The following is a 23840-nucleotide window of genomic DNA, read 5'->3' on the forward strand; positions in this document are numbered from 1 at the left end:
GCGGTTCAGAACGTCGCGCCGGCCTTCACCATGTAGGTCCGGCCCGCCAGCGGATAGGCGCTGAAGCGGCCGGCGGTGAAGCTGCTTGCGACCGCGTAGTCGTAATACAGCGCGTTGAGCAGGTTGTTGGCGCTGATCGACCAGAAGAAGTGGCCGTATTCGCCGCTCAGCTTGACATCGATCGTGGCATTGGCCGGAATCCGGCGCTGGGTGTTGGCTTGGTCGTTGTCCATGAAGCGCTCGCTCCAGGCCCGCACCGTCGCATCCGCCACCAGATATTTCTGCCAGACGTTCCAGGTCACGCCGCCGTTGGCGGTGTAGCGGGACACCAGGGGAACGTCATTGCCGGCAAACTCGCCCTCGCGAAACACCGCGCGGGTATAGGCTCCGCCGCCGCGCAGCGTCACGCTGTCGCTGAGCCTAAGCGAGGCGCTGGTCTCGGAACCGTAGCGGCGGGTAGGGTCGAGATTGATGTTGTAGAACAATGCCGGGATGAAATGGATCTCGTTCTCGATGTTCATGTTGTAGATGCTCGTCTGCATCTGGAAGCCGCCCGACCTGACGCGGAAGCCGCCTTCGATGTCGTGCGAGGTCTGGGTCTTCAGCTGGAAGTTGCCGGGGATGGGGTTGAAGAAGGCATCGAAGGAGGGGCCCGAAGAAAGACGTTCGTCGACATTCGGGGTGCGGAACGCGCGGGCGGCCCGGCCGAACACCGAAAACATGTCGTTGAACCGATGTTCGATGCCGACATGCAACGCATGCTGGGTTTCGCTGCTGTCCAGCGGAAGGGCCTGAGCGCCGCAGGTGAAGAACATGGCGCAGTTCGGCGGATCGTTGAGAATATCCCTCGCGCGCAAGGTCGTGTTCTGAATCCGCGCGCCATGCGAGAAATCGGTCGTCGGCAACAATCCGATGGTCTGTTGAAAGTAACCGGCGAGCGTCTGCTGTTGCAGGTCGTAGGTATGGATCGGCGGCGTGCCCCTGTCCGTCGGGCGTTCCTGGTGGAAGGTCGCGTCGTAATAGTCGATCCCCGTCAGGAGCGACGAGGGCATCCCGAACATCAGGTTCCTGATGCTGAGACGCGGTGTGATCGACCATGTCTGCAGTTGGCTGTCGACATAGCTGTTGCCAAAGGCACTGAAAAACCCGGCCTGCTGCTTCTTGTCCCGCACCCCGCCATCGACGATCAGGTCGACGCCGTTCATCAGGGTCTTGGTGAAGCCGGCGGTGACGCTGGCGCCCTGCTGGTTGCCGTAGTCGAGCGGCGTGGCGGCGCCGCGGCGGTTGGTGGTGAGTTCGTCAAGACCGATCGAGGGATCGACCAGGCGGCCGCCGGGAAAGCCCAGCTTCTGGTCGTCGCCGGACAGGGTCACGAACGCGGTGAGGCCGGCCGTGGTGTAATTGAGATTGCCGACGCCGTTGCGCTGGTCGAGCGCATTGTTGACGCGGTAACCGTCGGATTTGATGCCGTTGCCGTAGAACGACGTCGACCACGGTCCGTAATTGGTCGCTGCCGAAATCGAGGCCATGCGCGTATTGAAAGAGCCGACGCCGCCTTCGGCGCGCATCTTGACCGGCGGGCCGCCGACGCCGTTCTTCAGCACGATGTTGATGACGCCGCCGACCGCATTGTCGCCGTACAGCACCGCGCCGCTGTTGCCGCGGCTGATTTCGATGCGCTCGATCGAATCGCGCGGAATGGTCGAGAAATCGACTCCGGCCATGTCGATGTCGTTGAGCCTGCGGCCGTTGATCAGCACCAGGGTGTTGGAGGTCGCGAACGCGCCGAATCCCCTGATGTCGACGCTGGTCTTGGCGCCGTTGACGCCGCCATACAGGCTGGTCAGCTGCACGCCGGGCGTCTGCGCGATGATCTCCTGCAAGGTTTGCGCCGGGGAACGCGCGATATCCTCCGCGGTGATCACCGACGTAGATGCGCCGACGATGCCGCTGAACTGACGAACGGCGGTTGCGCCGGTTGCCGCGCCGCCTGAGGGCGCCGCGTTCGGCCGGCTGGTGGTTGCCGCGCTCGGCACCACGTGGCGCGAAGCCGTTTCCTGATCGATTTTTGGTTTTGCACGGGTGCGGTTTTCGTCGGGCGAGGTGATCTCGATCGGCGGCAGCGCCTGGGCGATCTGCTGCGCTTCGGCGGCTGGAACACCGAAACACAGAACGGGTGCAAGGAAAGTGGTGGCAAGCAAACGCGTTCGACGCCGCTGCGCGGCTGTGGCGAAGGTGGCAGACATGGTTCAACCTCGGTATGACGTCAGTGGCACGTCACAGCGAACCAAGTCTCACCACGGTGCTCGCGCACCACTGGTGAAGCTAATGTCTGTACTCCCCGACCGACATCTTCGCGTGTGACCACGGCTGACGGCAGGTCTCCTGGCTCGCGGGTCGTTACCCTTCGTCGCCTTCCCAGGACCGAGATTCCCAGTGGCATATGGCGAAGGATTCGCCGCTTACAGTTGCGGGGGCAGCCGCGGCATTGGGGAAGTTTCCCCGCACCGCATTCCCTTTTGATCCCCAGGCAGGGGAACCGTCGGGGATTATGGTAGAAGTTTGTCGAATGCGAAGTCAATCCCTCGAGGGAATGTCCGTCTCCGCACAGGACGAGTGCGCCATTTTTGCCGCATGAGCCTGTTGCCCGAACCGAAATCATGTATCAGCACGGCGCAGGTGATCGAGTGATTGAAGGGGCATCGATGAACGCCGGGGACGTGGTTTTGAGCGCGGATATCGGGGCAGGGCGACGCCTCGGCGTGACGACGGCGCTGGTCGCGCTGGTGCTGTTGCTGGCGCTGATCTCGCTCGGGACGGGCCCGGTGCGGCTGTCGCCGCTGACCGTGATGGAAGCCCTGTTCGGCGGCGGCAGCGATGTGGCGCAGGTGATCGTGCGCGAGATCCGGCTGCCGCGCACCATTCTGGGCTTTGCGATCGGCGCCATCCTCGGGCTGTCGGGGGCGGCGCTGCAGGGGCTGCTGCGCAATCCGCTGGCGTCGCCGTCGCTGTTCGGCGCGCCGCAATCGGCCGCGTTCGGCGCGGTGCTGGTGATCGCGCTCGGGCTTGCCGACGTGCGCTCCTGGGCGCTGCCGGTCGCAGCCATCGCGATGGCCTTTGCTTCGGTGTTCGTGTTGCTGGCGATCGCCGGCCGAAATGCGGGATTGCTGATTCTCATTCTCGCGGGCCTTGCGATCTCCAGCCTGGCCGGCGCCGCCACCGCCCTGGTGATGAATCTTTCCAGCAATCCATTCGTGGTGCTGGAAATCGCTTTCTGGCTGCTCGGCTCGCTGGAGGACCGCAGCTTTCGCCACGTCGTGCTGGCGCTGCCGTTCATCGCGGCGGGCGCGGTCATTCTGTGGAGCCAGCGCAACGCGTTCCGCGCGCTCAGCCTCGGCGAGGAGACCGCGCAGAGCCTCGGCGTCGATGTCGGCCGGGCCCGGCTGGTGGTGATCGCAGGGACAGCGCTCGGCGTTGGCGGCGCGGTCGCGGTAACCGGCACCATCGGGTTCATCGGCCTGGTGGCGCCGCATCTGATGCGGCCCCTGATCGGCCACGATCCGGCGCGCCTGCTGGTGCCGAGCGCGCTCGCGGGTGCCGCACTGCTGCTGGCGGCCGACATTGCGGTACGAATCATTCCCTCGACCAGCGACATCAAGGTCGGCGTGCTGACCTCGATCATCGGCGTGCCATTCTTCCTCTATCTGATCAGGCGGGAACGCCGCGCGCTCGGCGGGGGCGTGGCATGATCGCCTTGCTCACCGCACAGGGTCTCAACGTCGAACTGGCCGGCCGCGCCGTGTTGAAGGATATCTCGCTCTCGCTTTCCTCGGGGCATCTGGTCGCGCTGGTCGGGCCCAACGGCGCCGGCAAGACCACGCTGTTGCGCGCACTCGCCGGGTTGCAGCCTTCTGATGGCGCCATCCATGTCGGCGGCGAGGCGCTGTCGTCGCTGTCGCTGCGCGAACGGGCGCGGCGTTTTGCCTATCTGCCGCAGGGCCACATCGTGCACTGGCCGCTGGCGGCGCGCGATATCGTGGCGCTCGGGCGCTACCCGCATGGCGCGACCGATCCGGCGCGAATGTCGCAGAAGGATTGCGACGCGGTGCTGCGGGCGATGCGGGCCACCGATGTCGTGGCGTTTGCCGATCGCCGCGTCACCGAACTCTCCGGCGGCGAGCGCAGCCGCGTGGCGCTGGCCCGCGTGCTCGCGGTGGAAGCGCCGGTCATCCTGGCGGACGAGCCGACCGCCTCGCTCGATCCGCGCTATCAGCTCGATGTCATCAAGAGCCTGCGCGCCGCCGCCGATCAGGGGGTACTGGTGATCGTGGTGACGCACGATCTCGGCCTCGCCGCGCGCTTTGCCGATACCGTTCTGGTTCTTTCCGAAGGCCGTCTCGTGGCGCAGGGCGCACCGGCCGCGGCGCTGTCGGAGCAGGTGATGGCGGAGGTGTTCCGGGTCAGCGTTTTTCGCGCGGAGTTCGAGCGCTCAGCGGTGATCGTGCCGTGGGCGGAAATCTGATGCGCCGGCTGCGCACTTGCGCGACGGCGTTCGCCGTTGCGGCCTGCGCGGTGCAGCCCGTCTCCGCGGCGCCGCTGCCGCGCATCGTCTCGATGAACGTCTGCACTGACCAGGTGCTGCTGACGCTGGCCGATCCCGAACAGATTCTCGGTCTCAGCCGGTTTTCCAGGGATGCCTGGGTGACCGGCGATGTCAGGCGCTATCCGACGCTGTCGGGCGGCGCCGAGGATGTGCTGGTGCTGAAGCCCGACATCGTGGTGGCCAGCGCGTTCGACAAGCGCGCGACCCGGGAATTGCTGAAAGCCAACGGGCTGAGCCTCGCTGAATTCGCGGTGCCAAGGAACCTGATCGAAGTGAAGGACCAGATCCGCGAACTCGGCGACATCGTCGGACATCCCGACCGCGCGGCGCGCGAGATCGAAAGGCTCGACGCCGCGCTGGGGCGCGCGCGCCGGGCCGTCGCCGACAGGCGCCCCCGCGTGCTGCCGCTTTCGCGGCGCGGCTGGGTGGCGGGCAGCGACAGTTTCGTCGGTTCGCTGCTGGCCGAAACCGGGCTGTTCAACGCCGCCGGCGATCTCGGCCTGGCGTCAGGCGGATTCGCCTCGCTGGAGGCGATCGTCAGCGCCAGACCCGATCTGCTGCTGGTGTCGCAGGCCGGCGATTTCGCGGGCGATGACGGCCAGGCTTTTCTGCTGCATCCGGCGCTGGAGCGGTTCTATCCGGCGGACAAGCGCATCGTGATTCCCGAGCGGCTGACCGAATGCGGCGGCGTCATGCTGGCCGAAGCGCTCGACGTGCTGGTGCAGGAGCTCGCGCGGGTGGGGAAGTAATTTGCGCGGCGATTTCAGTCTTCACCTCTCCCATGGGGAGAGGTCGACGCGAAGCGTCGGGTGAGGGGTTACGCTCAAACGATAGAACGAAGCCCATCACCCGCTCGCAAGTGCTCGCGACCTCTCCCCATGGGAGAGGTGGGCGCCGTCATTGGCGGGGCCGCCGGCGCTTAATCTACCCCGTCGCCACCGGCCCGCCCGCCTTCTTCCAGGCATCCATGCCGCCCGCGATGTGCGCGGTGTTGGAGAGACCGGCCTCCCCGGCGGCGGCCACCGCCATCGCCGAGCGCTCGCCGAAGGCGCAGAAGAACACGATGCGCCGGCCGGTTGCCGCGGCCACCTCGCGCAGCATGCCGCCGGGTTTCAGGGCATCGGCGATCGCGGGATAGGGCGCGTGCAGCGCGCCCGGCAGCGTGCCGTGCCTGGCGCGTTCGCCGGCTTCGCGAAGATCGACCAGCAGGATATCGGGCCGGCCGAGGCTCTCGATGCCCTCGCGCGCGGTGAGCGCTTGTCCCTGCCTGGCGAGATCGTCCTGATGCAGGCCGACCTGCATGTTGGCCGGCACCGCGACGTCCATCATCTTCGGGTTGGGCAATTTCAGATTGGCCATCAGCTCGACATATTCATCGACCGAGCGCACCTGCAGCCGCGGATTGAAACGCCTCTCCTCGCCGATGGTGGAGACGGTATCGCCCTTGTAGTCATGGGCCGGAAAAACCATGGTCTCGTCCGGCAGCTTGAGCAGCCGGTTGAAGATCGAATCATACTGCGCCCGCGCGCTGCCGTTCTGGAAATCGGTGCGGCCGGTGCCGCGGATCAAGAGCGTGTCGCCGGTGAAGACACGGTCGCCCATCAGATAGCTGTAGGAATCGTCGGTATGGCCGGGCGTGTACATGACGTCGAGGCTGAGCCCCTCGATCGTCACCTTGTCGCCCTCAGCGACCCGCATCGCCACCACGTCGGCCTTGCTCTGCTCGCCCATGATGGTGACGCAGTGGGTGCGGTCGCGCAGCTCGCCCAGTCCGGTGACGTGGTCGGCGTGCAGATGGGTATCGACCGCCTTGACCAGCCGCAGGTCGAGCTCGCGCAGCAACTGGCAGTAACGGTCGACCTTTTCCAGCACGGGATCGAGGATCAGCGCCTCGCCGCCGGCGCGGCTGGCCAGCAGATAGCTGTAGGTTCCGGAAACGCTGTCGAACAATTGTCGAAAGATCATGGCCGCTCGTCTCCAGCGTTATGATTCCAGCCCTATCGGCGCTCTTTAAATTAGTCAATGCTAAAGCATGTAAGCTGCGCTAATGTGATGTCAACGCCGGCGCCGGCGCAGGCTAAAATTGTTCGGGACATCGGGCCATGAGAGCAGTTGCGACAACCGCAAGGAACAAATCCGCCGGCCTCGGCGCGGCGGATGCCGCTTCCTTGAAGATGCTGGCCAAGCAGGCCGGCGAGGCGGCGCAACTCCTGAAATTGCTCGGCAACGAAAAGCGGCTTTTGATCCTCTGCTTTCTCGCCGCGCGCGGCGAAATGACGGTGGGCGAACTGGTCGGGGTGGTGAAACTCAGCCAGTCCGCGCTGTCGCAGCACCTGGCGCGCTTGCGCGCCGACGGACTGGTGACGTTCCGCCGGACCGCGCAGACGCTGCATTACAGTATCGCCGACAGGAAGGCGCTGCGCGTGCTGCAGACACTGAAGGACATCTATTGCGGGAACTTGATCTAAAGAGGCGGCGCCACTCGCGACAATGTCAGCCGGATTCCTGCCGGAACCGGAGCAATCCCGGCTCAAAGCTGTTAAGGCTCGATGGCAACGGGCCGGGCGCGAAATCGATATGACTGAATATGTCGTGGAGTTTGGCAGGGACGGGCGGGTCGAACCGGATGGGCGCCTCGATGCGCCGCCTTTCCACCGCAACCATCAGGCGATCCGCGCGGTGCTCCAGCGTGTTCTCGCTGGCAAATCCGGCGATGTGGTCGAGGCCGGCAGCGGCACCGGCCAGCATGTGGTGGATTTCGCGCGGCACTTTCCCGGCATCGTTTGGTGGCCGAGCGACCTCCACGACGCGCATCTGAAGAGCATCGCGGCGTGGCGGGCGCATGCGGGCCTGGCAAATATCCGTCCGCCGCTGCGGATCGATCTCTCGGATCCGGCATGGTGTCCCGAACTGCGTGACGGCAGCGTCGCACCCTTGCTGGCGGTGTTCTGCGCCAATGTGATTCACATCGCGCCATGGCGCGTGGCCGAGGGCCTGTTCGCGGGCGCCGCGCGTTATCTGCGCGCCGACGGGCAGCTGCTGCTCTACGGCCCGTTCAAGCGCGACGGCCGGCACACCGCGCTCAGCAACGCCGTGTTCGACACCAGCCTGCGCCACCGCGACCCCGAATGGGGCGTGCGCGAGATCCAGGACCTGGAGAAGCTGGCGGGCCATGTCGGGCTGGCGCTGACCGAGGTCGCCGAAATGCCGGCCAATAATCTGGTGCTGGTGTTCGAGCGCGCGGAGCAGGCCCGGCCGGGCTCGCCATCGCCCGTCCACATGTGACGTTGATGGACCTACGCCTGGTTCTCCCGCCAGCCGATCGTGTTCTTCAAAAATGCATAACCCAGCGCGGTGAACGCGGCGCGTTCCTTGTTGTCCTTGCCGTAGCCGTGGCCCCCCGCGGCGGGCTCGTAGAGATACGCTTCATATCCCATCGCCTGCAACTTCGCCGTCATCTTGCGGGCGTGGCCGGGATGGACGCGGTCGTCCCGTTTCGTGGTGGCGATCAGGATCGGCGGATAGTTCTGGCCGGGCACCGCGGTGTGATAGGCCGAATAGGTCTGCAGCCAGGCCCATTCCCCGGGTTTGTCGGGATCGCCGTACTCCGCGATCCAGCTCGCGCCGGCCAGCAGTTTGGTGTAGCGGCGCATGTCGATCAGCGGAATCGTGCAGAACAGCGCGCCGAAGCGCTCGGGATAGCGCGTCAGCATGTTGGTGATCAGGATGCCGCCGTTCGATCCGCCCTCCGCTGCGATCCGGTCGGGCCGGGTGACGCCGCGCCGCACCAGGTCGGCGGCGACCGCGGCAAAATCATCATGCGCCAGCCGCTTGCCGGCATAGCGGCCGGCGTCGTGCCAGCGGGTTCCGAACTCGCCGCCGCCGCGGATATTGGCGATGACGCTGGTGCCACCCTGTTCGAGCCACAGCTTGCCGATCGCGGACTGGTAATAGGGTTTCACCGAGATGCCGAAACCGCCATAGGCGTTGAGGTGCACCGGCGCCTCGCCGGTCTCGCTCGCCGGTCCGGTCTGGACATAGGGAATGCGCTCGCCGTCGATCGAGATCGCCTCGTGCTGCGTGACCGCGAGTCCTTCCGCCGAGAAGGTGCGCGGCGCCCGCTTCAGCACCGCGGGAGCAGCGACGCCCTCGATCAGCATCAGCGAGGCCGGCGTGACCGGATCCTGGACGTTGGCGAGCAGGTCGCCGTTGCTTTCGGCTTCGTCGGCATCCAGCCGCCAGACGTCGGCGACGCCGATCTCGGGCAATCCCGCCAGTTTGCCGGGGGTCCAGCCATCGGCCGCGGGCGTCCAGACTTCGAACACCGGCCGCAACTCGTCGAGAATGGAGATCACCAGCCGGCCGCCGGCCCAGAAGAAGTTCTGTACCGCGCGGCGCGGTCCCGCCTCGCACAGAATCCGGAAATCGCGTTCTCCCGCCAGGAATTGCGACAGCGACATTCCGAGCACGGTGTCGGGTGCGTAGGTCAGCGTTCCCGCCGTCCACGGCTTGCGCGGCTTCACCGCGAGCCAGTCGCCATGAAATTCCACCTCGGCGTCGGTCGGAAGATCGAGTTTCGTCCGCGCGCCATTCTCGTCGCCGAGCCACAGATGGTGATTGAAGAAATCGAGCTGTTCGATGAACCACATGCGTGGTGCCGCGCCGGTGCGGTCGATGCTGGCATAGGCGACCATGTGTTCGGGCCTGGTCTCGAACAGCACCGGCGCCTGGCCGACGTCGGTGCCGCGCCGCCAAAGCCTGACGGTTCGGGCGTAGCCGGAGGCGGTCGCCATGCCCTCGCCATAGGCGCTCGACAGCAACAGCGTATCGGCATCGATCCACTCCACGCCGCCCTTGGCCTCCGGCAGCATGAAGCCGCCGCTGACAAAGGCCTTGGCGTCGATGTCGAATTCGCGCAGCGTGGCAGCGTCGCTGCCGCCGCGCGACAGGCTCACGATCCGCGCGCTGCTTCCCGGCAGCGCCTGCGCCCCGGCAAACAGCCAGTCCTCGTTTTCGTCGGCCGCCAACCTGTCGACATCCAGGATGGTTTCCCAGGCCGGGTCCGGCTTGCGAAATTCAGCCAGCGTGGTTCGCCGCCACAGGCCGCGCGGATTGTTCGCATCCTTCCAGAGATTGTAGACGAAGCCGCCGCGCCGGCTGACGAAGGGAATGTTGTCCGGCCGGTCCAGGATGTCGGCCAGCGCGTCGCGATCCCCGGCAAATCCGGCGTCGCCGAACTTTCGCAGCGTCAGGGCGTTCTGTTGTTCGACGAAGGCCAGCGCGCGTTCGCCCTCGATCTCCTCCAGCCACAGATACGGATCGTCGTCGGGGGCGGCGATCGTCGGCCTGTCGTCGATGGACATCGTTTGAACTCCTTGGGGCGCCTGCCGGGCACCCCGGGATCCGGCATCAGGGGCGGATGGTTGACTTACGCGGCTGCGCGTGTGCTGTCCAATGTGCGCGGCCTGCATGGCGCGCGCCCGTTTGCGTCGGTTGATCGGGCAGGGGCTTGCCGCCATAGTGTCGGGAATCAATGCAGCCGAATGCTTCGGGCCGCATCCGGGCAGAAAACAGCAAATGATCGACGTGACTGCAGCCGACGAGATCGCGGGTGACGCCCGCGCGAGATCCAATGTGGCGCGGCTGGCGGCGGCGCAGGCGCTGACCGGCGCGAATTCGGCCGTCATTTTCGCCACCGGCTCGATCGTCGGCGCGACGCTGGCGCCGGACCTCTCGCTCGCAACCGTGCCGCTGTCGATGTATGTGGTGGGCCTGGCCGCCGGCACCTTGCCGACCGGTGCGATCTCGCGCGCCTATGGCCGCCGCACCGCCTTCATCATCGGCACCGGTTGCGGCATGCTGACCGGCCTGCTCGGCGCCTACGCCATCCTGCGCGGCTCGTTCGTGCTGTTCTGCGTCGCGACGTTTCTCGGCGGCCTCTATGGCGCGGTGTCGCAATCCTACCGCTTCGCCGCCGCCGACGGCGCCAGCGCCGCGTTCCGTCCCAAGGCGGTGTCGTGGGTGATGGCCGGCGGCGTGTTCGCTGGCGTGCTCGGCCCGCAGCTCGTGCAATGGACCATGGACGTCTGGCCGCCCTATCTGTTCGCCTTCAGCTTCCTGATGCAGGCCGTGGTCGCGCTGGTCGCGATGGCGGTGCTGGTCGGGGTCGATGCGCCGAAGCCGGCGCCGGCGGATCTGCATGGCGGCCGGCCGCTGTTCGAGATCGCGCGGCAGCCGCGCTTCATCGCCGCCGCGTTTTGCGGCATCGTCTCCTATCCCATGATGAATCTGGTGATGACCTCGGCGCCGCTGGCGATGCAGATGTGCGGGCTCAGCGTCAGCGATTCCAATTTCGGCATTCAATGGCATATCGTGGCGATGTACGGACCGAGCTTCTTCACGGGCTCGCTGATCGCCCGCTTCGGCGCCCCGAAAATCGTCGCGGTCGGGCTGGCGCTGGAAGCCGCCGGGGCTGCGATCGGTCTGTCCGGGATCACCGCGATGCATTTCTGGGCCACGCTGATCGTGATCGGGGTCGGCTGGAACCTGAGCTTCATCGGCGCCTCCGCGCTGGTGCTGGAGACGCACCGGCCGCAGGAGCGCAACAAGGTGCAGGCCTTCAACGATTTCCTGGTGTTCGGGATGATGGCGGTGGGTTCGTTCTCGTCGGGTCAACTTTTAGCGAATTACGGCTGGTCCGCGGTCAACATGGTGGTGTTCCCGCCGGTGCTGCTGGGGCTCGCGGTGCTCGCTTTCGCGTCCTTCGCGAGACGGCGGGCGAGGCGGGCCGTGCCGGAATTTCCCGATCCGGGTATGTGATTGCTGCTCAAGCGTGGGGGATGTGATGCCGTCGCGAGCCCGTCTCGATGAGTTCATCGCGGTCGTCGTATCCGGCGATCATGCCGGCGCCATCGAGCGCTATTACACCGAGGATGCCAGCATGCAGGAGAACGCCGCGCCGCCGCGCGTCGGCCGCGACCTGCTGGTGGCGCAGGAGCGCGCCACGCTGGAACGGGTCAAGACCGTCGTTTCGACCTGCGTGACCTCGATCCTCGAAGGCGACCGCGTCGCCATCAACTGGATCTTCGACTTCACCTACCTTTCCGGCAGGACGGCCCGGATCGACGAGGTCGCGCTGCAGGAATGGCGCGGCGACAGGATTTTCCGCGAGCGGTTCTTCTACGATCCGCCGAAACCGAAGACCTGATGACAACTGCTGACACTTCGTCGGTGGTCGAAGCGTTTGACGTCGTGACCTGTTAGGTAGGTCGTCATGGCCGGGCTTGACCCGGCCATCCACGTCTTTGGCTGCCGCTCGAAAGAAAGTCGTGGATGCCCGGGTCAAGCCCGGGCATGACGATCCGAGAGAGAAGCCCAACTTGCCTGATCACACCAACAACGCCGCAATCGACGAAACCTCCGCCCGCTATGAAGGCTGGCGCATCGTCGTGGTCTGCTTCCTGGTGGCGACCTTCGGCTGGGGCCTCGGCTTTTATGGCCAGAGCGTCTATGTCGCCGAGCTGCATCGGCTGCACGGCTGGCCCACCTCGCTGATCTCGGGCGGCACCACGATATTCTATCTGTTCGGCGCGCTGCTGGTGGTCTTCGTCAGCGAGGCGATCAAGTCGATCGGCCCGCGCAACTGCCTGCTGGCCGGCGTCTTCACGATGGCGGGGGCCGCCGCGCTGATCGGCCGGGTCAGCGAGCCATGGCAGCTCTATGCCGCCAATGCGCTGCTGGCGTTCGGCTGGGCCGGCACCAGCCTCGGCATCATCACCAACACGCTCGGTCTCTGGTTCGACAGGAAGCGCGGCATGGCGATCAGCCTGGCGCTGAACGGCGCCAGTTTCGGCGGCATCATCGGCGTGCCGCTGCTGGTGGGGGCGATCGGATATTTCGGCTTTGCAAACGCCATGATCGCGGCCGGGATCGCGATGGTGCTGGTGATGGTCCCGGTCATCCTGATATTCGTCGGACGGCCGCCGCTGCATCCGAGCGCCGCGGTTGCTGCATTGCCGGCGCATGCGCCGTCGGCGACGCGGGTGCGGGCGCAGGCGTTCCGCGACATCGGCTTTCTCTCGATCTCGGCCTCTTTCGCGCTGGTGCTGTTCGCGCAGGTCGGCTTCATCGTCCACCTGATCACGTTCCTGGATTCGGTGGTGGGCCGCGAGCAAGCAGCGTTTGCGGTCGCATTGATGACCGCGATGGCGGTGGTCGGCCGGGTGGCGTTCTCCTTCGTGATCGACCGGCTCAACCAGCGGCTGGCCTCCGCGATCTCGTTCGTCAGCCAGGCCGCGGCGCTGCTCGTCATCATCAATCTGCAGAACGACATCGCGCTGATTGCGGCCTGCGCGCTGTTCGGCCTCTCGGTGGGCAATCTGATCACGCTGCCGGCGCTGATCGTGCAGCGCGAATTCGACCCGCGTTCGTTCGGCGTCCTGATCAGCCTGATCACCGCGATCAACCAGGTGACCTATGCGTTCGGCCCCGGCGTCATCGGCCTGCTGCGCGATGTTTCGGGGAGCTATTCGCTGCCGTTCTACATGTGCATCGGCCTGGAACTGGTGGCGGCGGTCCTGATCATGATTCGCGGGACCACGAAGGTGTCGTCACCCGGCTTGACCGGGTGATCCAGTATTCCAGAGTCGTGTGATATCATCCGAGACACCGCGGCGGACTGGATCGCCCGGTCAAGCCGGGCGACGACAAGGGATCAAATCCCCCTCTGCCGCAGCAACTCCTCCAGATCCAGCCGTTTCGTGAACATCGCCAGCGATCCGTCCTCCTTGCGCGGCCAATCCGCCTCCGGCCGGTCCCAATACAGTTCGACGCCGTTCTCGTCCGGATCGCGCAAATACAGCGCCTCGCTGACGCCGTGGTCGCTGGCGCCGTCAAGCACAATGCCGGCCGCGATCAGCCGATGCAGGGCGTCGGCCAGCGCAGGCCGGGTCGGATACAGGATCGCGGTGTGAAACAGGCCGGTGGTGCCCGGCGGCGGCGGATGGCCGCCCCTGCTTTCCCAGGTGTTGAGCCCGATGTGGTGGTGATAGCCGCCGGCCGCGATGAATGCCGCGCCCGAACTCAGCCGCTGCGTCACGTGAAAGCCGAGCACGCCGCAATAAAACCCCAGCGCGCGATCGAGGTCGGCGACCTTGAGATGAACATGTCCGATCCGCGTGCCGGCTATGATGGGGGGATTGTCGGGCATGCTCTCTCCGTTCCGCTGCGATCGCCTCGCCACGATCTATGCAGCGAGTATCGGCTACGCAAGCTCCGAGACTTCCCCCTCCGGCAGCTCGAACTCGAACGTGTTCAGCGTCATCGCCACCAGCGTGTAATAGCCGCACAGCCCGATGATTTCGACGACGCCGCGCTCTCCCAGCAATTTCACCGCCTCCTGGTAGAGCGGCCCGGAGACGCCGTGGCCTTCATGCAGCGATCTTGCGACGTCGTAGATCATCTGCCCCTTGGGATCGTCGAAGACAGGCGTGCGGCGGTCGCGGATGTCTTCGATAGTCTTCAGCTCCATGCCGCCTTTCAGTGCCAGCCGCTTGTGGGCCCACCATTCATAGTGCGAGGTCCAGTGGCGGGCCGTGACCAGGATCGCGATTTCCGAAAGCCTGGCCGGAAAAGACGTGTTGTAGCGGATCACTTCGCCGAGCCGGGTCGCGTGCCTTGCCATTTCGGGACTGTTGAGCCAGGCCATCATCGGCGCCGGCGGGGCGCCGCGCTTGCCGGCGATCGACTCGTCGTAGGTCTGTTTCTGGTCCGCGTTCATTTCGCCAGGCGAAAGCAACTTCAGCCGCATCTTGGATTCCCTTTGCTTTTTTCAATCGTTGCGGCGCCCGCGACGCCGGACCGTTCAGTCCTATCATATTCCGCACCATGATCCGGTGCGCCAGAGATATAGAGATATATTGAATTCCGCGATACGACGGCTAAGGTCGATCCAGCATCGCAAAATGGAAACGCCATCATGTCCGATCTGGAAAAATTCCGCAGCGAGACCCGGGCCTGGCTGCAGGCCAATTGTCCGCCGGAAATGCGCAAGCCGATGACGTCAGAAGGAGACACGTTCTGGGGCGGTCGCAACGCCAAATTCTCTTCCGAGCCGCAGCGCATCTGGTTCGAGCGGATGCGCGACAAGGGCTGGACCGTGCCGGATTGGCCGCGGGAATATGGCGGTGGCGGCCTCGATGCCGGCGAGCACAAGGTGCTGCGCGAGGAGATGGCTGCGATGGGCGCCCGTTCGCCGCTGTCGAGCTTCGGCATCTGGATGCTCGGGCCGGCGCTGCTGAAATACGGCACCGAGGCGCAGAAGAAGGAGCATCTGCCGAAGATAGCCGCCGGATTGATTCGCTGGTGCCAGGGCTACTCCGAACCCAATGCCGGCTCGGACCTTGCCTCCCTGCAGACCCGCGCCGAGAGCGACGGCGACGATTACGTCATCACCGGCCAGAAGATCTGGACCTCCTATGCCAACTACGCCGACTGGATTTTTTGCCTGGTGCGCACCGATGCGTCGGCAAAGAAGCATGACGGCATCAGCTTCATCCTGTTCGACATGGCCTCGAAGGGCGTTTCGACCAAGCCGATCCTGCTGATATCGGGCTATTCGCCGTTCTGCGAAACCTTCTTCGACAACGTCCGTGTGCCGAAGTCCCATGTCGTCGGCACCGTCAACCGCGGCTGGGACGTTGCCAAGTATCTGCTCCAGCACGAACGCGCGATGATCTCGGGCATGGGCGAGCGCGGCGTCGGCCGGCCGCTCGGCCAGGTCGCCGCCGATTCGGTCGGCAGCGACGAGCAGGGCCGGCTCGGGGATCCGATGCTGCGCGGCCAGATCTCGACGTTCGAGATCGACGAAGCGGCGCTATCCGCCGCCGCCGAGCGCGCGGTCGATCTCGCCAAGGCAGGCCAGGCGCATCCGGCGTTTTCCTCGGCGATGAAATATTACGGCACCGAACTGAACAAGCGCCGCCACGAGATCCTGATGTCGGCCGGCGGCATCGATGCGCTGGAATGGGAAAGCGAGCGCTCCAGGGGCGGCGCCCGGCCGCGCGCCTGGCTGCGCACCAAGGCCAACTCGATCGAGGGCGGCACCTCGGAAGTGATGCTCGGCATCGTGGCCAAGCGTATTCTGGATTTGCCGGGGGCGTAGCAGCGCACCCGTCATTCCGGGGCGCGTCGAAGACGCGAACCCGGAATCTCGAGATTCCGGGTCTGGTCCTTCGGACCATCCCGGAATGACGATCCCAACAGACATCTCCAAACCGGAATCCCTCTCATGGCACTCGTCCTCAACGAAGAACAATCGATGCTGCGCGACAGCGCGCGGGGCTTTATCGGCGACAAGGCGCCGGTGTCGCATTTGCGGCAGCTGCGCGATGCCGCAGACGCGACGGGATTCTCCCGCGAATTGTGGAAAGCCTTTGCCGAGATGGGATTTTGCGGCCTGCTGGTGCCGGAAGCGTTCGGCGGCAGCGGGCTCGGCTGCGTCGAGGCCGGCATCGTGTTGGAGGAAATCGGCCGCACCTTGATGCCATCGCCCTATCTGGCGACATCGGTGCTGGCGGCGTCGGCGCTGTCGCGCGGCGGCAGCGACGCGCAGAAGTCGCAGTACCTGCCGAAAATATCGGACGGTTCGCTGCTGGCCGCGCTCGCGGTTGACGAAGGCACCAAACATCGTCCGCTGATGACCAGACTGCGGGCGGTGCGTTCCGGCAACGGATTCAGGCTCTCGGGTGACAAGGCCTTTGTGGTCGACGGCCACACGGCTGATCTGTTGATCGTGGCGGCGCGCAGCGCGGGCTCGGCTGGCGAGCGCGACGGGCTGACGCTGTTCCTGGTCGATCCCGGAACCAAAGGCATCGCGATCGAGCGTACCGCAATGGTGGATGCGCACAACGCCGCAAGAATCGTGTTCGACAATGCCGAGGTCGATGCCGACGGCGTGCTCGGCGAGGTCGATCAAGGGTTCGCCCTGCTGGACGGCGTGCTCAATATCGGCCGCGCCGCGGTGGCTTCCGAGATGGTCGGGCTGAGCGAGGAAGTGTTCGGCCGCACCGTCACCTATCTGAAGGAGCGCAAGCAGTTCGGCAAACTGATCGGCGAGTTCCAGGCGCTGCAGCACCGCGCCGCCCAGCTCTATGTCGACATCGAGATCACCCGCGCCGCGGTGCTGAAGGCGCTGCAGACGCTGGACGGCGATTTCGACAAGGCCGCCGCGGCGGTGGCCGTTGCCAAGGCGCGCGCCGGCACCACCGCGACGCTGGCGGTGCAGGAAGGCGTGCAGATGCACGGCGGCATGGGCATGACCGACCAGTTCGACATCGGCTTCTTCATGAAACGCGCGCGGGTCTGCCAGGAATTGTTCGGCGACAGCAACTTCCACGCCGATCAATTGGCGCGGATGAAGAGCTATTGAACTCTATCCACGTCATTGCGAGCGAAGTGAAGCAATCCATCTTTCTTTGCGCTGGGACATGGATTGCTTCATCTTAAGGGCTCCTCGCAATGACGAGGGCTGCAGGCGCATCACAACAGGTCGTCATCGCCCGGCTTGACCGGGCGACCCAGTACTCCGAGGTCTATCGATTGATCATTATCGTCTCGGGAATACTGGATCGCCCGGTCAAGCCGGGCGACGACAGTTGTATGTATAGCGGCACCGCGGCCAATCGTTCGTCACCGGATCGGCGGGGCGTACTGGATGCCGCCGGCGCTCCAGAGCTGGTTGAGGCCGCGCGGAATCTTGAGTTTCGATCCCTCGCCGACGTTGCGCTCATAGACTTCGCCGTAATTGCCGACGTGGCGGATGATGCGCGCCGCCCAGTCCCTGGGGAGCCCGAGTTCCTCGCCATAGGCGCCTTCGGTCCCAACCAGCCGCATCACGTCGGGTTTTGTCGACTTCAGCGCCTCGTCGATGTTCTTGGAGTCGATGCCGAGCTCTTCGGCGTTTATCATCGCGTACAGGGTCCACTTCACGATCATCATCCAGTCGTCGTCGCGCTGCCGCACCACGGGTGCCAGCGGCTCCTTCGAAATGACGTCGGGCAGGATGACGTGGTCGCCGGGTTTGCCGAGGTTGAGCCGCAGCGCGTAGAGCTGTGAAATGTCGGCGGTGAAGGTGTCGCACTGGCCGGAATTGTAGGCCTTGAAGACGTCGTCGAACTTGTCGAACTTCATCTCCGTGTATTTCATGTTATTGGCGCGAAAATAGTCGGCGAGGTTGAGCTGCGTCGTGGTCGAGGCCTGTACGCAGACCTTGCTGCCGTCGAGTTCCAGCGCCGAGTCGATCTTGCGGGTCGCGGGCAGCATGAAGCCTCCGCCGTCATAATAGGCGACGGCCGGGAAATACAGCGCGTTGGACGTCTCGCGCGACATGCTCCAGGTCGTGTTGCGGGCGAGGATATCGACCTTGCGGCTCTGCAACTCCTTGAAGCGCTCGCTGGCGTCGAGCGGGATGAACTTGATCTTCTTCGGATCGTCGAAGATCGCTGCCGCTACCGCGCGGCAGAAGTCGACGTCGAAACCGGTCCAGTTGCCCTTGTCGTCCGGAATCGCGAAGCCCGGCAAGCCCTTGTTGACGCCGCACAGCACCTCACCGCGCCGGATGGTCCGCTTCAGGGTCTTGGTGTCGTAACGCTCATAGGTGATGGCAATAGCCGCGATCGCGATCGCGGCCGCCATTCCAATCAGGAGGCCGCCTCGGAATGTACGAAACATCATTTTCTCGCCAATGTCAGGGAAACGGGACGGCCGTGAAACGAACCGCTGCGGTCTACAATTGGGGCTTCTGCCGCACGATCACCTTGGTACCGACCGGGACACGCTCGTAGAGGTCGGCGACGTCGGCGTTGACCAGCCGGAAGCAGCCGGAAGAAACGGCGGTGCCGATGGTATCCGGCCGGTTGGTGCCGTGGATGCGGTAGACCGTGGTGCCGAGATACATCGCGCGGGCGCCGAGCGGATTGCCGGGTCCGCCGGCCATGAAACGCGGCAGATAGGGCTGGCGAACAATCATCTCCGGCGGCGGGGTCCAGTCCGGCCACTCCGCCTTGCGGGTGACGTTCAACAGTCCCTGCCACTGGAAGCCTTCGCGGCCGACGCCGATGCCATCGCGCAGCGCGCGGCCGCCGCCCTGGACCAGATAGAGATGACGGTCTTTCGTGGAGATGATGATGGTGCCCGGCGGCTCCGAGGTGCGGTACAGCACCGCCGTGCGCCTGAATTGCGGGTCCAGTTCCACATTGTCATCGGCGATAAGGCCGGGCTCGTCGCCGACATCGGGTTTTTGCGCAAAGCCCGGCGAGGCCGCAAGGAGCAGTCCGGCCGCGGCGGCCAGGGTCCAGATCAGGTGGCGAAATTTCGTCATTGCAGAGCTCTCCCGGTGGCGCATTCGCCAATGATGGAACCATCAAATCTCAGTGGCAACTTGATGGCAAGTTTGAGGCAGGCCGGCCCCCATATGTGTGGTGGTCCCGGTTTTTCGCGGGGAAAGCATCCCTGCGGGCGCCCGGTGTTCATTGCATGGGGTTGTTTTCGATATTTTGGTTCGGGTCGAAGCGGGCGGCGCCGAGCCTCGGCCGGACCGCCTTATTTCGGTGCGATCCACAGCCTCAAACCATAGGAGAGCAGGGTGACGGCGCCGACCCCGGCGAGCCAAAGCGCCGCGAACCACAGCAGGCGCCGCGCCAGCGGCCGCGGATTGGGCTCTGGCGGCGTCAATGATAGCCGCTCCCGGGCTTTACCTTGCCGCGGAACACCCAATAGGCCCAGCCGGTATAGCCGAGAATCAGCGGGATCAGCACGGCCACGCCGAACAGCATGAAGACCTGGCTGTTCTCCGGCGAGGCCGCCTGCCAGATGGTGATGCTCTGCGGCACGATATAGGGCCACATGCTGATGCCGAGCCCGGCATAGGACAGCGCGAACAGCGTCAGGGTCAGCAAGAACGGCTGATAATCCCGTTTGCGGGCGAGGCTGCGCAGCAGCAGCACGGTGACGATGGCGACCGCGACCGGCACCGGCGCGGTCAGGGCGATGCCCGGCCAGGAGAACCACCGCTCGGTATACTGGATGTGCAGGAACGGCGTGGCGAGGCTGACCGCGCCGATGGCGCCGATCATCGCAAACAGCAGAAACCAGCTCAGGTGATAGGCCTTGTCGCGCAGCTCGCCCTCGGTCTTCATGACCAGCCAGGTCGCGCCCAGCAGCGCGTAGCCGACCACCACCGCGACCCCGGTCAGCATGCTGAACGGCGTCAGCCAGTCCCACCAGCCGCCGGCATATTGCCGGCCCTCTACCTGCACGCCCTGCAGGATGGCGCCGAGCGCGACGCCCTGCGCCAGCGCCGCCACCAGCGAGCCGGCAAAAAACGGGATATCCCAGCGATTGCGCTCGCTGGGTCTGGTCCGCCAGCGGAATTCGAAGGCGACGCCGCGAAACACCAAGCCGATCAGCATCGCGATCATGGGGGTGTACAGCGCCGGCATCAGCACCGCATAGGCCAGCGGAAACGCCGCCATCAGGCCGCCGCCGCCGAGCACCAGCCAGGTTTCGTTGCCGTCCCACACCGGCGCGACGCTGTTCATGATGACGTCGCGATCGGCCTTCCTGGGAAACAATGGAAACAGAATGCCGAGGCCGAGGTCGAACCCGTCCATGACCACATAGACGAAGACCGCAAAGGCGATGATGAACGCCCAGACCGTGGCGATATCGATGGCGGCGGTCATGCGGCGGTCCCCCGCGCGGCTGCTCCGGCGGCAGGCGTGATGCCGGCGGCGCGCGCCGGCTTATCGCCGCTCGGTCCCTGTTCACCTTGATGCGGCGGCGCCGCCATCAAGCGGAGCATGTAGATCACACCGGCGCCGAACACCAGGAAATACACGATGATGAAGGCGATCAGCGACGAGGCGACTGCCGGAGCCGCCAGCGGCGAGGCGGAATCAGCCGTCCGCAACAGCCCGTAGACCGTGAACGGCTGACGCCCGGTCTCGGTGGTGATCCAGCCCGCCAGCACGGCGATGAAGCCCGAAGGCGCCATCGCGATCGCCGACATCAGCATCAACCGCGAATGATAGAGCGTGCCGCGCCAGCGCGCCCACAGGCTGAGCAGGCCGAGCCCCAGCATCAACAGGCCCATGCCGACCATGATCCGGAACGACCAGAAGGTGATGGCCACCGGCGGCCAGTTTTCGCGCGGCACGGTGTCGAGGCCGGCCATCGGCGCATCGAGTGAATGTTTCAGGATCAGTGAGCCCAGCTTCGGGATTTCGACGGCATATTTCACCTTGCCGGCGGCCTGGTCGGGCCAGCCGAACAGGATCAGCGGCGCGCCGTCGTTGTGGCTGTCGAAATGGCCTTCCATCGCCATGATCTTCACCGGCTGGTGCTCCAGCGTGTTGAGGCCGTGCTGGTCGCCGGCGAAAATCTGCAGCGGCGCCACCAGGGTCGCCATCCACATCGCCATCGAAAACATCACGCGAGGGCCCGCGAGATGCGGGTCGCGCAGCAGGTGAAACGCAGCGACGGCCCCGACCACCAGAGCGGTGGTCAGATACGCCGCCAGCACCATGTGCACGAGGCGATAGGGAAACGACGGATTGAAAATCACCTTGAACCAGTCGACGGCGATGAACTGGCCTTCGGCATTGATGCCGTAGCCGGCCGGCGTCTGCATCCAGGAATTGGCCGACAGGATCCAGAACGTGGAGATCAGCGTGCCGATCGCCACCATCAGGGTCGCGAGGAAATGCAGCCGGGGGCCGACGCGATCGAGGCCGAACAGCATGACGCCGAGAAAACCCGCCTCGAGAAAGAAGGCGGTCAGCACCTCGTAGGCCATCAGGGGCCCGATCACCGGGCCGGCCTTGTCGGAAAACACCGACCAGTTGGTGCCGAACTGGTAGGACATCACGATGCCCGACACCACGCCCATGCCGAATGCGACCGCGAAGATCTTCAGCCAGTAATTGAACAGGTTGATGAAGACTTCACGCCCGGTCCAGAGCCAGAGCGCCTCCAGCACCGCGAGGTAGCTGGCAAGCCCGATCGAGAAGGCCGGAAAAATGATGTGAAACGACATCGTGAAGGCGAACTGCGCCCGCGCCAGCACCACGGCATCCCAGCCTTCGAACATCGGCACCATCCGTCAAGGTTGGATCGTGCCGTCTGGATATCACGCCGACCGGAGCAGGGAAATCACGAACGAACGATTGGCAGGTTCCCGCGCGGCGCCCTTGCATGCGCCGCGCGTTTTGCCGATTCGCTCAGCCGTTCGCGTCGAGCAGCCGCGCCACGGTGCGGTCGATCTGATCGTACTGGCCTTCGCCGGCGTGCTGGAACACGATCCTGCCGTTCTGGTCGATGATGTACTGGGCCGGCCAATACTGGTTGCGCCAGGCGTTCCAGGTCCTGAAATCATTATCCTGTGCCACTGGATAGGTGATGCCGTGCCGTTTCAGCGCGGCCTGCACGTTGGAACCCGATCGCTCGAACGGGAACTCCGGTGTATGGATGCCGACCACGACGAGGCCGCGGTCTTTGTATTTTGCATTGAGCGCGACGACGTGCGGCAGCGCATTGATGCAGTTGACGCAGCCATAGGTCCAGAAATTCACTAGCACCACCTTGCCGCGAAGGTCCGCGAGCTTGAGCGGCGCCGAATTGAACCAGTTGCCGATGCCGGTGAATTCAGGCGCCGGGCCTTGCGCCGCGGCGACGGCAATCGGTGCGATCGTGTCGCGCGCGACCCCGCCGCCGATGCCGAGGCTGACGGCGCCGATCAGGGCGAGGGCGAACACGGAAGCGGTCGCGGCGAGGAAACGTTTGGTCATGGAAAGCTCCGTTCGGGGTGGATCCGGGGGTTAGAGGCCGAGCTGGCCGTTCGGATAAAATCCGGTCAGCCACGCCACGATCAGCGTGTCATATTGAAACCAGGAGGCCACCGCGAAGGCGATCACGATGGCGCCGAACCCCTGCTGCAGCCGGGGGGAGATCGCCGCGATGCTGCGGACCCGGGTCGTGACGGCTTGGCCGCCATAGGCGATCGCCAGCATCGGAATCGCGGCGCCAATCGCGTAGACCACCAGCAGCACGCTCGCCCATGCGGTGTCCGGGGAGGTTGCGACCACCGTCAGGATCGAACCCAGCACCGGACCGGCGCAGGGCGTCCAGACCAGGCCAAGCGTGGTGCCCAGCAGGAATCCACCGAGATTGCCCTGATGCGCCGCGAAGCTGCCGGCGTGACCGGACCCGATCATCCCGTTGAGCCGGACCGACAGCCATTCGTACGGCCTGGGCCAGATCATCAGCAGCCCGAAGCCGAGCAGCAGCACAGTCGCGGCGGTGCGCAGGTTGTTGGGGTCGAAGTCGAAGATGCGGGTAACAGCGCTGAGCGCCAGCGCGGTGGCGGAAAACGACATGACAAAACCTGCCGCGATCATCGCCGGGCGCAGCTTGCCGGTCTGGCCGACCGAAGCGCCCAGCAGGATCGGCAGCATCGGCAGCGTGCAGGGAGCTGCGACGGTGACGACCCCGGCGAGCAATGCGAGAACGAGGTTGAGCATCGAACGGGACCTGTCGGATGATCCCGACCGTGCCGTGTGGCCACGCGAGAGATCTCGATCGTCCTTCGGGCTGGCGGGCCGCGGCGTTACACCGGCGACGCCGGGGCGGCGTCACGTGTTGGTGAGGAAATCGGCGGCTCCGCTCCCGGCGCCGTCAGCGCCTGCCAAAAACAGAGCGACCCGGAGGGGGCATCCCGTCCGGGTCGTTGGAGGTAACTTGGCAGGTAGAAGGCTTGGTCGTTGGAAACCTGAATTCAGCGGGTGGTCTCGCTGTCGTAGGAGATCACGCAGACCTCCGAGGGATTCCTGGTGCTGCAATCGACCACTTGCTCGCGGACCAGCATCGTTCCGGTGCCGCGCTCGGCGCGGGGCGCGGTGTTCTGGGCGGAGAGCGAGGCCAGGGTGCAGACCGCGCCGAGCGGGATAATGAAGAAGCGGAAGGAAGGCTTCAGCATGTTCGTTCTCCTGTTCGGCGTTGGCGTTGCGTTGATGATTGCGGGTATAGGGGAAGAAATTTTCCGGGTGATGTCGTGGATTGTTTCAATTGTTTCGTCGGAGGTAATCTCTTCCGTCGTCACAAAGCCGGTTTTTCGTCCCTATTGTCCTTTCAACCAGTTGAAATTACTCGATTTTATGCCGCGAGGCTGTCGACGCCGGCGCCC

At 65.1% G+C, this 23840-nt stretch carries 24 protein-coding genes and 1 riboswitch; of the genes, 11 read left to right on the forward strand and 13 right to left on the reverse strand.

Features of this window, described 5'->3' with window-relative positions; translation table 11 throughout:
- Nucleotides 1-5: 5 nt before the first annotated feature.
- Nucleotides 6-2246, reverse strand: a complete 2241-nt coding sequence (locus tag Q8R73_RS21415) for a TonB-dependent receptor (RefSeq protein WP_305721542.1) — start codon at nt 2244-2246, stop codon at nt 6-8.
- Nucleotides 2247-2357: 111 nt separating this feature from the next.
- Nucleotides 2358-2559: riboswitch (cobalamin riboswitch) on the reverse strand.
- A 146-nt stretch (nt 2560-2705) separates the two neighbouring features.
- On the opposite strand from Q8R73_RS21415, the gene Q8R73_RS21420 reads away from it, so the two are divergent.
- The 3 genes from Q8R73_RS21420 to Q8R73_RS21430 are packed head-to-tail and all read left to right on the forward strand — an operon-like array spanning nt 2706 to nt 5352.
- A complete protein-coding gene (locus tag Q8R73_RS21420; protein ID WP_305721543.1) occupies nt 2706-3749 on the forward strand; it encodes an iron ABC transporter permease in 1044 nt (347 codons plus the stop codon).
- The gene (locus Q8R73_RS21425; RefSeq protein ID WP_305721544.1) at nt 3746-4522 is read left to right on the forward strand and encodes an ABC transporter ATP-binding protein; all 777 of its coding nucleotides are present in this window, start codon (nt 3746-3748) and stop codon (nt 4520-4522) included. The genes Q8R73_RS21420 and Q8R73_RS21425 overlap by 4 nt, the downstream gene beginning before the upstream one ends.
- Entirely contained in the window at nt 4522-5352 is an 831-nt protein-coding gene (locus Q8R73_RS21430; RefSeq protein WP_305721545.1) for an ABC transporter substrate-binding protein, read from the forward strand. The genes Q8R73_RS21425 and Q8R73_RS21430 overlap by 1 nt, the downstream gene beginning before the upstream one ends.
- Before the next feature lie 175 nt (nt 5353-5527).
- Here the strand turns inward: Q8R73_RS21430 and Q8R73_RS21435 are convergent, their stop codons facing one another.
- Nucleotides 5528-6568 carry an MBL fold metallo-hydrolase gene (locus Q8R73_RS21435; protein ID WP_305721546.1) on the reverse strand — a complete coding sequence of 347 codons (1041 nt, stop codon included), beginning with the start codon at nt 6566-6568 and terminating at the stop codon, nt 5528-5530.
- Between the two features lie 209 nt (nt 6569-6777).
- On the opposite strand from Q8R73_RS21435, the gene Q8R73_RS21440 reads away from it, so the two are divergent.
- Both Q8R73_RS21440 and Q8R73_RS21445 read left to right on the forward strand, forming a co-directional pair.
- The gene (locus tag Q8R73_RS21440; RefSeq protein WP_305721565.1) at nt 6778-7071 is read left to right on the forward strand and encodes a helix-turn-helix transcriptional regulator; all 294 of its coding nucleotides are present in this window, start codon (nt 6778-6780) and stop codon (nt 7069-7071) included.
- Nucleotides 7072-7180: 109 nt separating this feature from the next.
- Complete coding sequence (locus tag Q8R73_RS21445) at nt 7181-7888, forward strand: DUF938 domain-containing protein (RefSeq protein WP_305721547.1); 708 nt, start codon at nt 7181-7183, stop codon at nt 7886-7888.
- A gap of 11 nt (nt 7889-7899) precedes the next feature.
- On the opposite strand, the gene Q8R73_RS21450 is transcribed toward Q8R73_RS21445, so the two are convergent.
- The gene (locus Q8R73_RS21450) at nt 7900-9966 is read right to left on the reverse strand and encodes a prolyl oligopeptidase family protein (protein ID WP_305721548.1); all 2067 of its coding nucleotides are present in this window, start codon (nt 9964-9966) and stop codon (nt 7900-7902) included.
- 214 nt (nt 9967-10180) lie between these two features.
- Between Q8R73_RS21450 and Q8R73_RS21455 the strand changes: the two genes are divergently transcribed.
- From Q8R73_RS21455 to Q8R73_RS21465, 3 genes are all read left to right on the forward strand, one after another.
- On the forward strand, nt 10181-11422 hold the full coding sequence (locus Q8R73_RS21455) for an MFS transporter (protein ID WP_305721549.1): 1242 nt from the start codon (nt 10181-10183) through the stop codon (nt 11420-11422).
- Nucleotides 11423-11447: 25 nt separating this feature from the next.
- Nucleotides 11448-11810 (forward strand): nuclear transport factor 2 family protein, encoded by a 363-nt coding sequence (locus Q8R73_RS21460; RefSeq protein ID WP_305721550.1) that lies wholly within the window; start codon nt 11448-11450, stop codon nt 11808-11810.
- Between the two features lie 172 nt (nt 11811-11982).
- Nucleotides 11983-13233: an MFS transporter gene (locus Q8R73_RS21465; RefSeq protein WP_305721551.1), complete on the forward strand. Its 1251-nt coding sequence runs from the start codon at nt 11983-11985 to the stop codon at nt 13231-13233.
- An 83-nt stretch (nt 13234-13316) separates the two neighbouring features.
- Here the strand turns inward: Q8R73_RS21465 and Q8R73_RS21470 are convergent, their stop codons facing one another.
- Both Q8R73_RS21470 and Q8R73_RS21475 read right to left on the reverse strand, forming a co-directional pair.
- Complete coding sequence (locus Q8R73_RS21470) at nt 13317-13811, reverse strand: VOC family protein (RefSeq protein WP_305721552.1); 495 nt, start codon at nt 13809-13811, stop codon at nt 13317-13319.
- A 54-nt stretch (nt 13812-13865) separates the two neighbouring features.
- Nucleotides 13866-14411: a carboxymuconolactone decarboxylase family protein gene (locus Q8R73_RS21475; RefSeq protein WP_305721553.1), complete on the reverse strand. Its 546-nt coding sequence runs from the start codon at nt 14409-14411 to the stop codon at nt 13866-13868.
- A gap of 168 nt (nt 14412-14579) precedes the next feature.
- Here Q8R73_RS21475 and Q8R73_RS21480 point away from each other — a divergent pair, with 168 nt between their 5' ends.
- Entirely contained in the window at nt 14580-15764 is a 1185-nt protein-coding gene (locus Q8R73_RS21480) for an acyl-CoA dehydrogenase family protein (protein ID WP_305721554.1), read from the forward strand.
- A gap of 126 nt (nt 15765-15890) precedes the next feature.
- Nucleotides 15891-17030 (forward strand): acyl-CoA dehydrogenase family protein, encoded by a 1140-nt coding sequence (locus Q8R73_RS21485; protein WP_305721555.1) that lies wholly within the window; start codon nt 15891-15893, stop codon nt 17028-17030.
- Nucleotides 17031-17290: 260 nt separating this feature from the next.
- On the opposite strand, the gene Q8R73_RS21490 is transcribed toward Q8R73_RS21485, so the two are convergent.
- From Q8R73_RS21490 to Q8R73_RS21525, 8 genes are all read right to left on the reverse strand, one after another.
- Entirely contained in the window at nt 17291-18331 is a 1041-nt protein-coding gene (locus Q8R73_RS21490; RefSeq protein WP_305721556.1) for an amino acid ABC transporter substrate-binding protein, read from the reverse strand.
- Nucleotides 18332-18386: 55 nt separating this feature from the next.
- A complete protein-coding gene (locus Q8R73_RS21495) occupies nt 18387-18980 on the reverse strand; it encodes a L,D-transpeptidase (protein ID WP_305721557.1) in 594 nt (197 codons plus the stop codon).
- A gap of 221 nt (nt 18981-19201) precedes the next feature.
- Nucleotides 19202-19333, reverse strand: coding sequence for a DUF2474 domain-containing protein (locus tag Q8R73_RS21500; protein ID WP_305721558.1), 132 nt, complete (start codon nt 19331-19333; stop codon nt 19202-19204).
- Nucleotides 19330-20343, reverse strand: a complete 1014-nt coding sequence (gene cydB / locus Q8R73_RS21505; protein WP_305721559.1) for a cytochrome d ubiquinol oxidase subunit II — start codon at nt 20341-20343, stop codon at nt 19330-19332. The genes Q8R73_RS21500 and cydB overlap by 4 nt, the downstream gene beginning before the upstream one ends.
- The gene (locus Q8R73_RS21510; protein ID WP_305721560.1) at nt 20340-21749 is read right to left on the reverse strand and encodes a cytochrome ubiquinol oxidase subunit I; all 1410 of its coding nucleotides are present in this window, start codon (nt 21747-21749) and stop codon (nt 20340-20342) included. Before Q8R73_RS21510 ends, cydB begins: the two co-directional genes overlap by 4 nt.
- A 130-nt stretch (nt 21750-21879) precedes the next feature.
- Nucleotides 21880-22446: a thioredoxin family protein gene (locus Q8R73_RS21515; protein WP_305721561.1), complete on the reverse strand. Its 567-nt coding sequence runs from the start codon at nt 22444-22446 to the stop codon at nt 21880-21882.
- Between the two features lie 30 nt (nt 22447-22476).
- Nucleotides 22477-23178 (reverse strand): cytochrome c biogenesis CcdA family protein, encoded by a 702-nt coding sequence (locus Q8R73_RS21520; protein WP_305721562.1) that lies wholly within the window; start codon nt 23176-23178, stop codon nt 22477-22479.
- Between the two features lie 254 nt (nt 23179-23432).
- Complete coding sequence (locus tag Q8R73_RS21525; RefSeq protein WP_305721563.1) at nt 23433-23633, reverse strand: hypothetical protein; 201 nt, start codon at nt 23631-23633, stop codon at nt 23433-23435.
- Here Q8R73_RS21525 and Q8R73_RS21530 point away from each other — a divergent pair.
- Nucleotides 23632-23840, forward strand: a 209-nt coding sequence (locus Q8R73_RS21530) for a hypothetical protein (protein ID WP_305721564.1), incomplete at its 3' end; no start/stop codon positions are given. The two genes, Q8R73_RS21525 and Q8R73_RS21530, sit on opposite strands and share 2 nt — an antisense overlap.

Source organism: Bradyrhizobium sp. (assembly GCF_030697065.1).
In the GTDB taxonomy this organism is placed as follows: domain Bacteria; phylum Pseudomonadota; class Alphaproteobacteria; order Rhizobiales; family Xanthobacteraceae; genus Bradyrhizobium.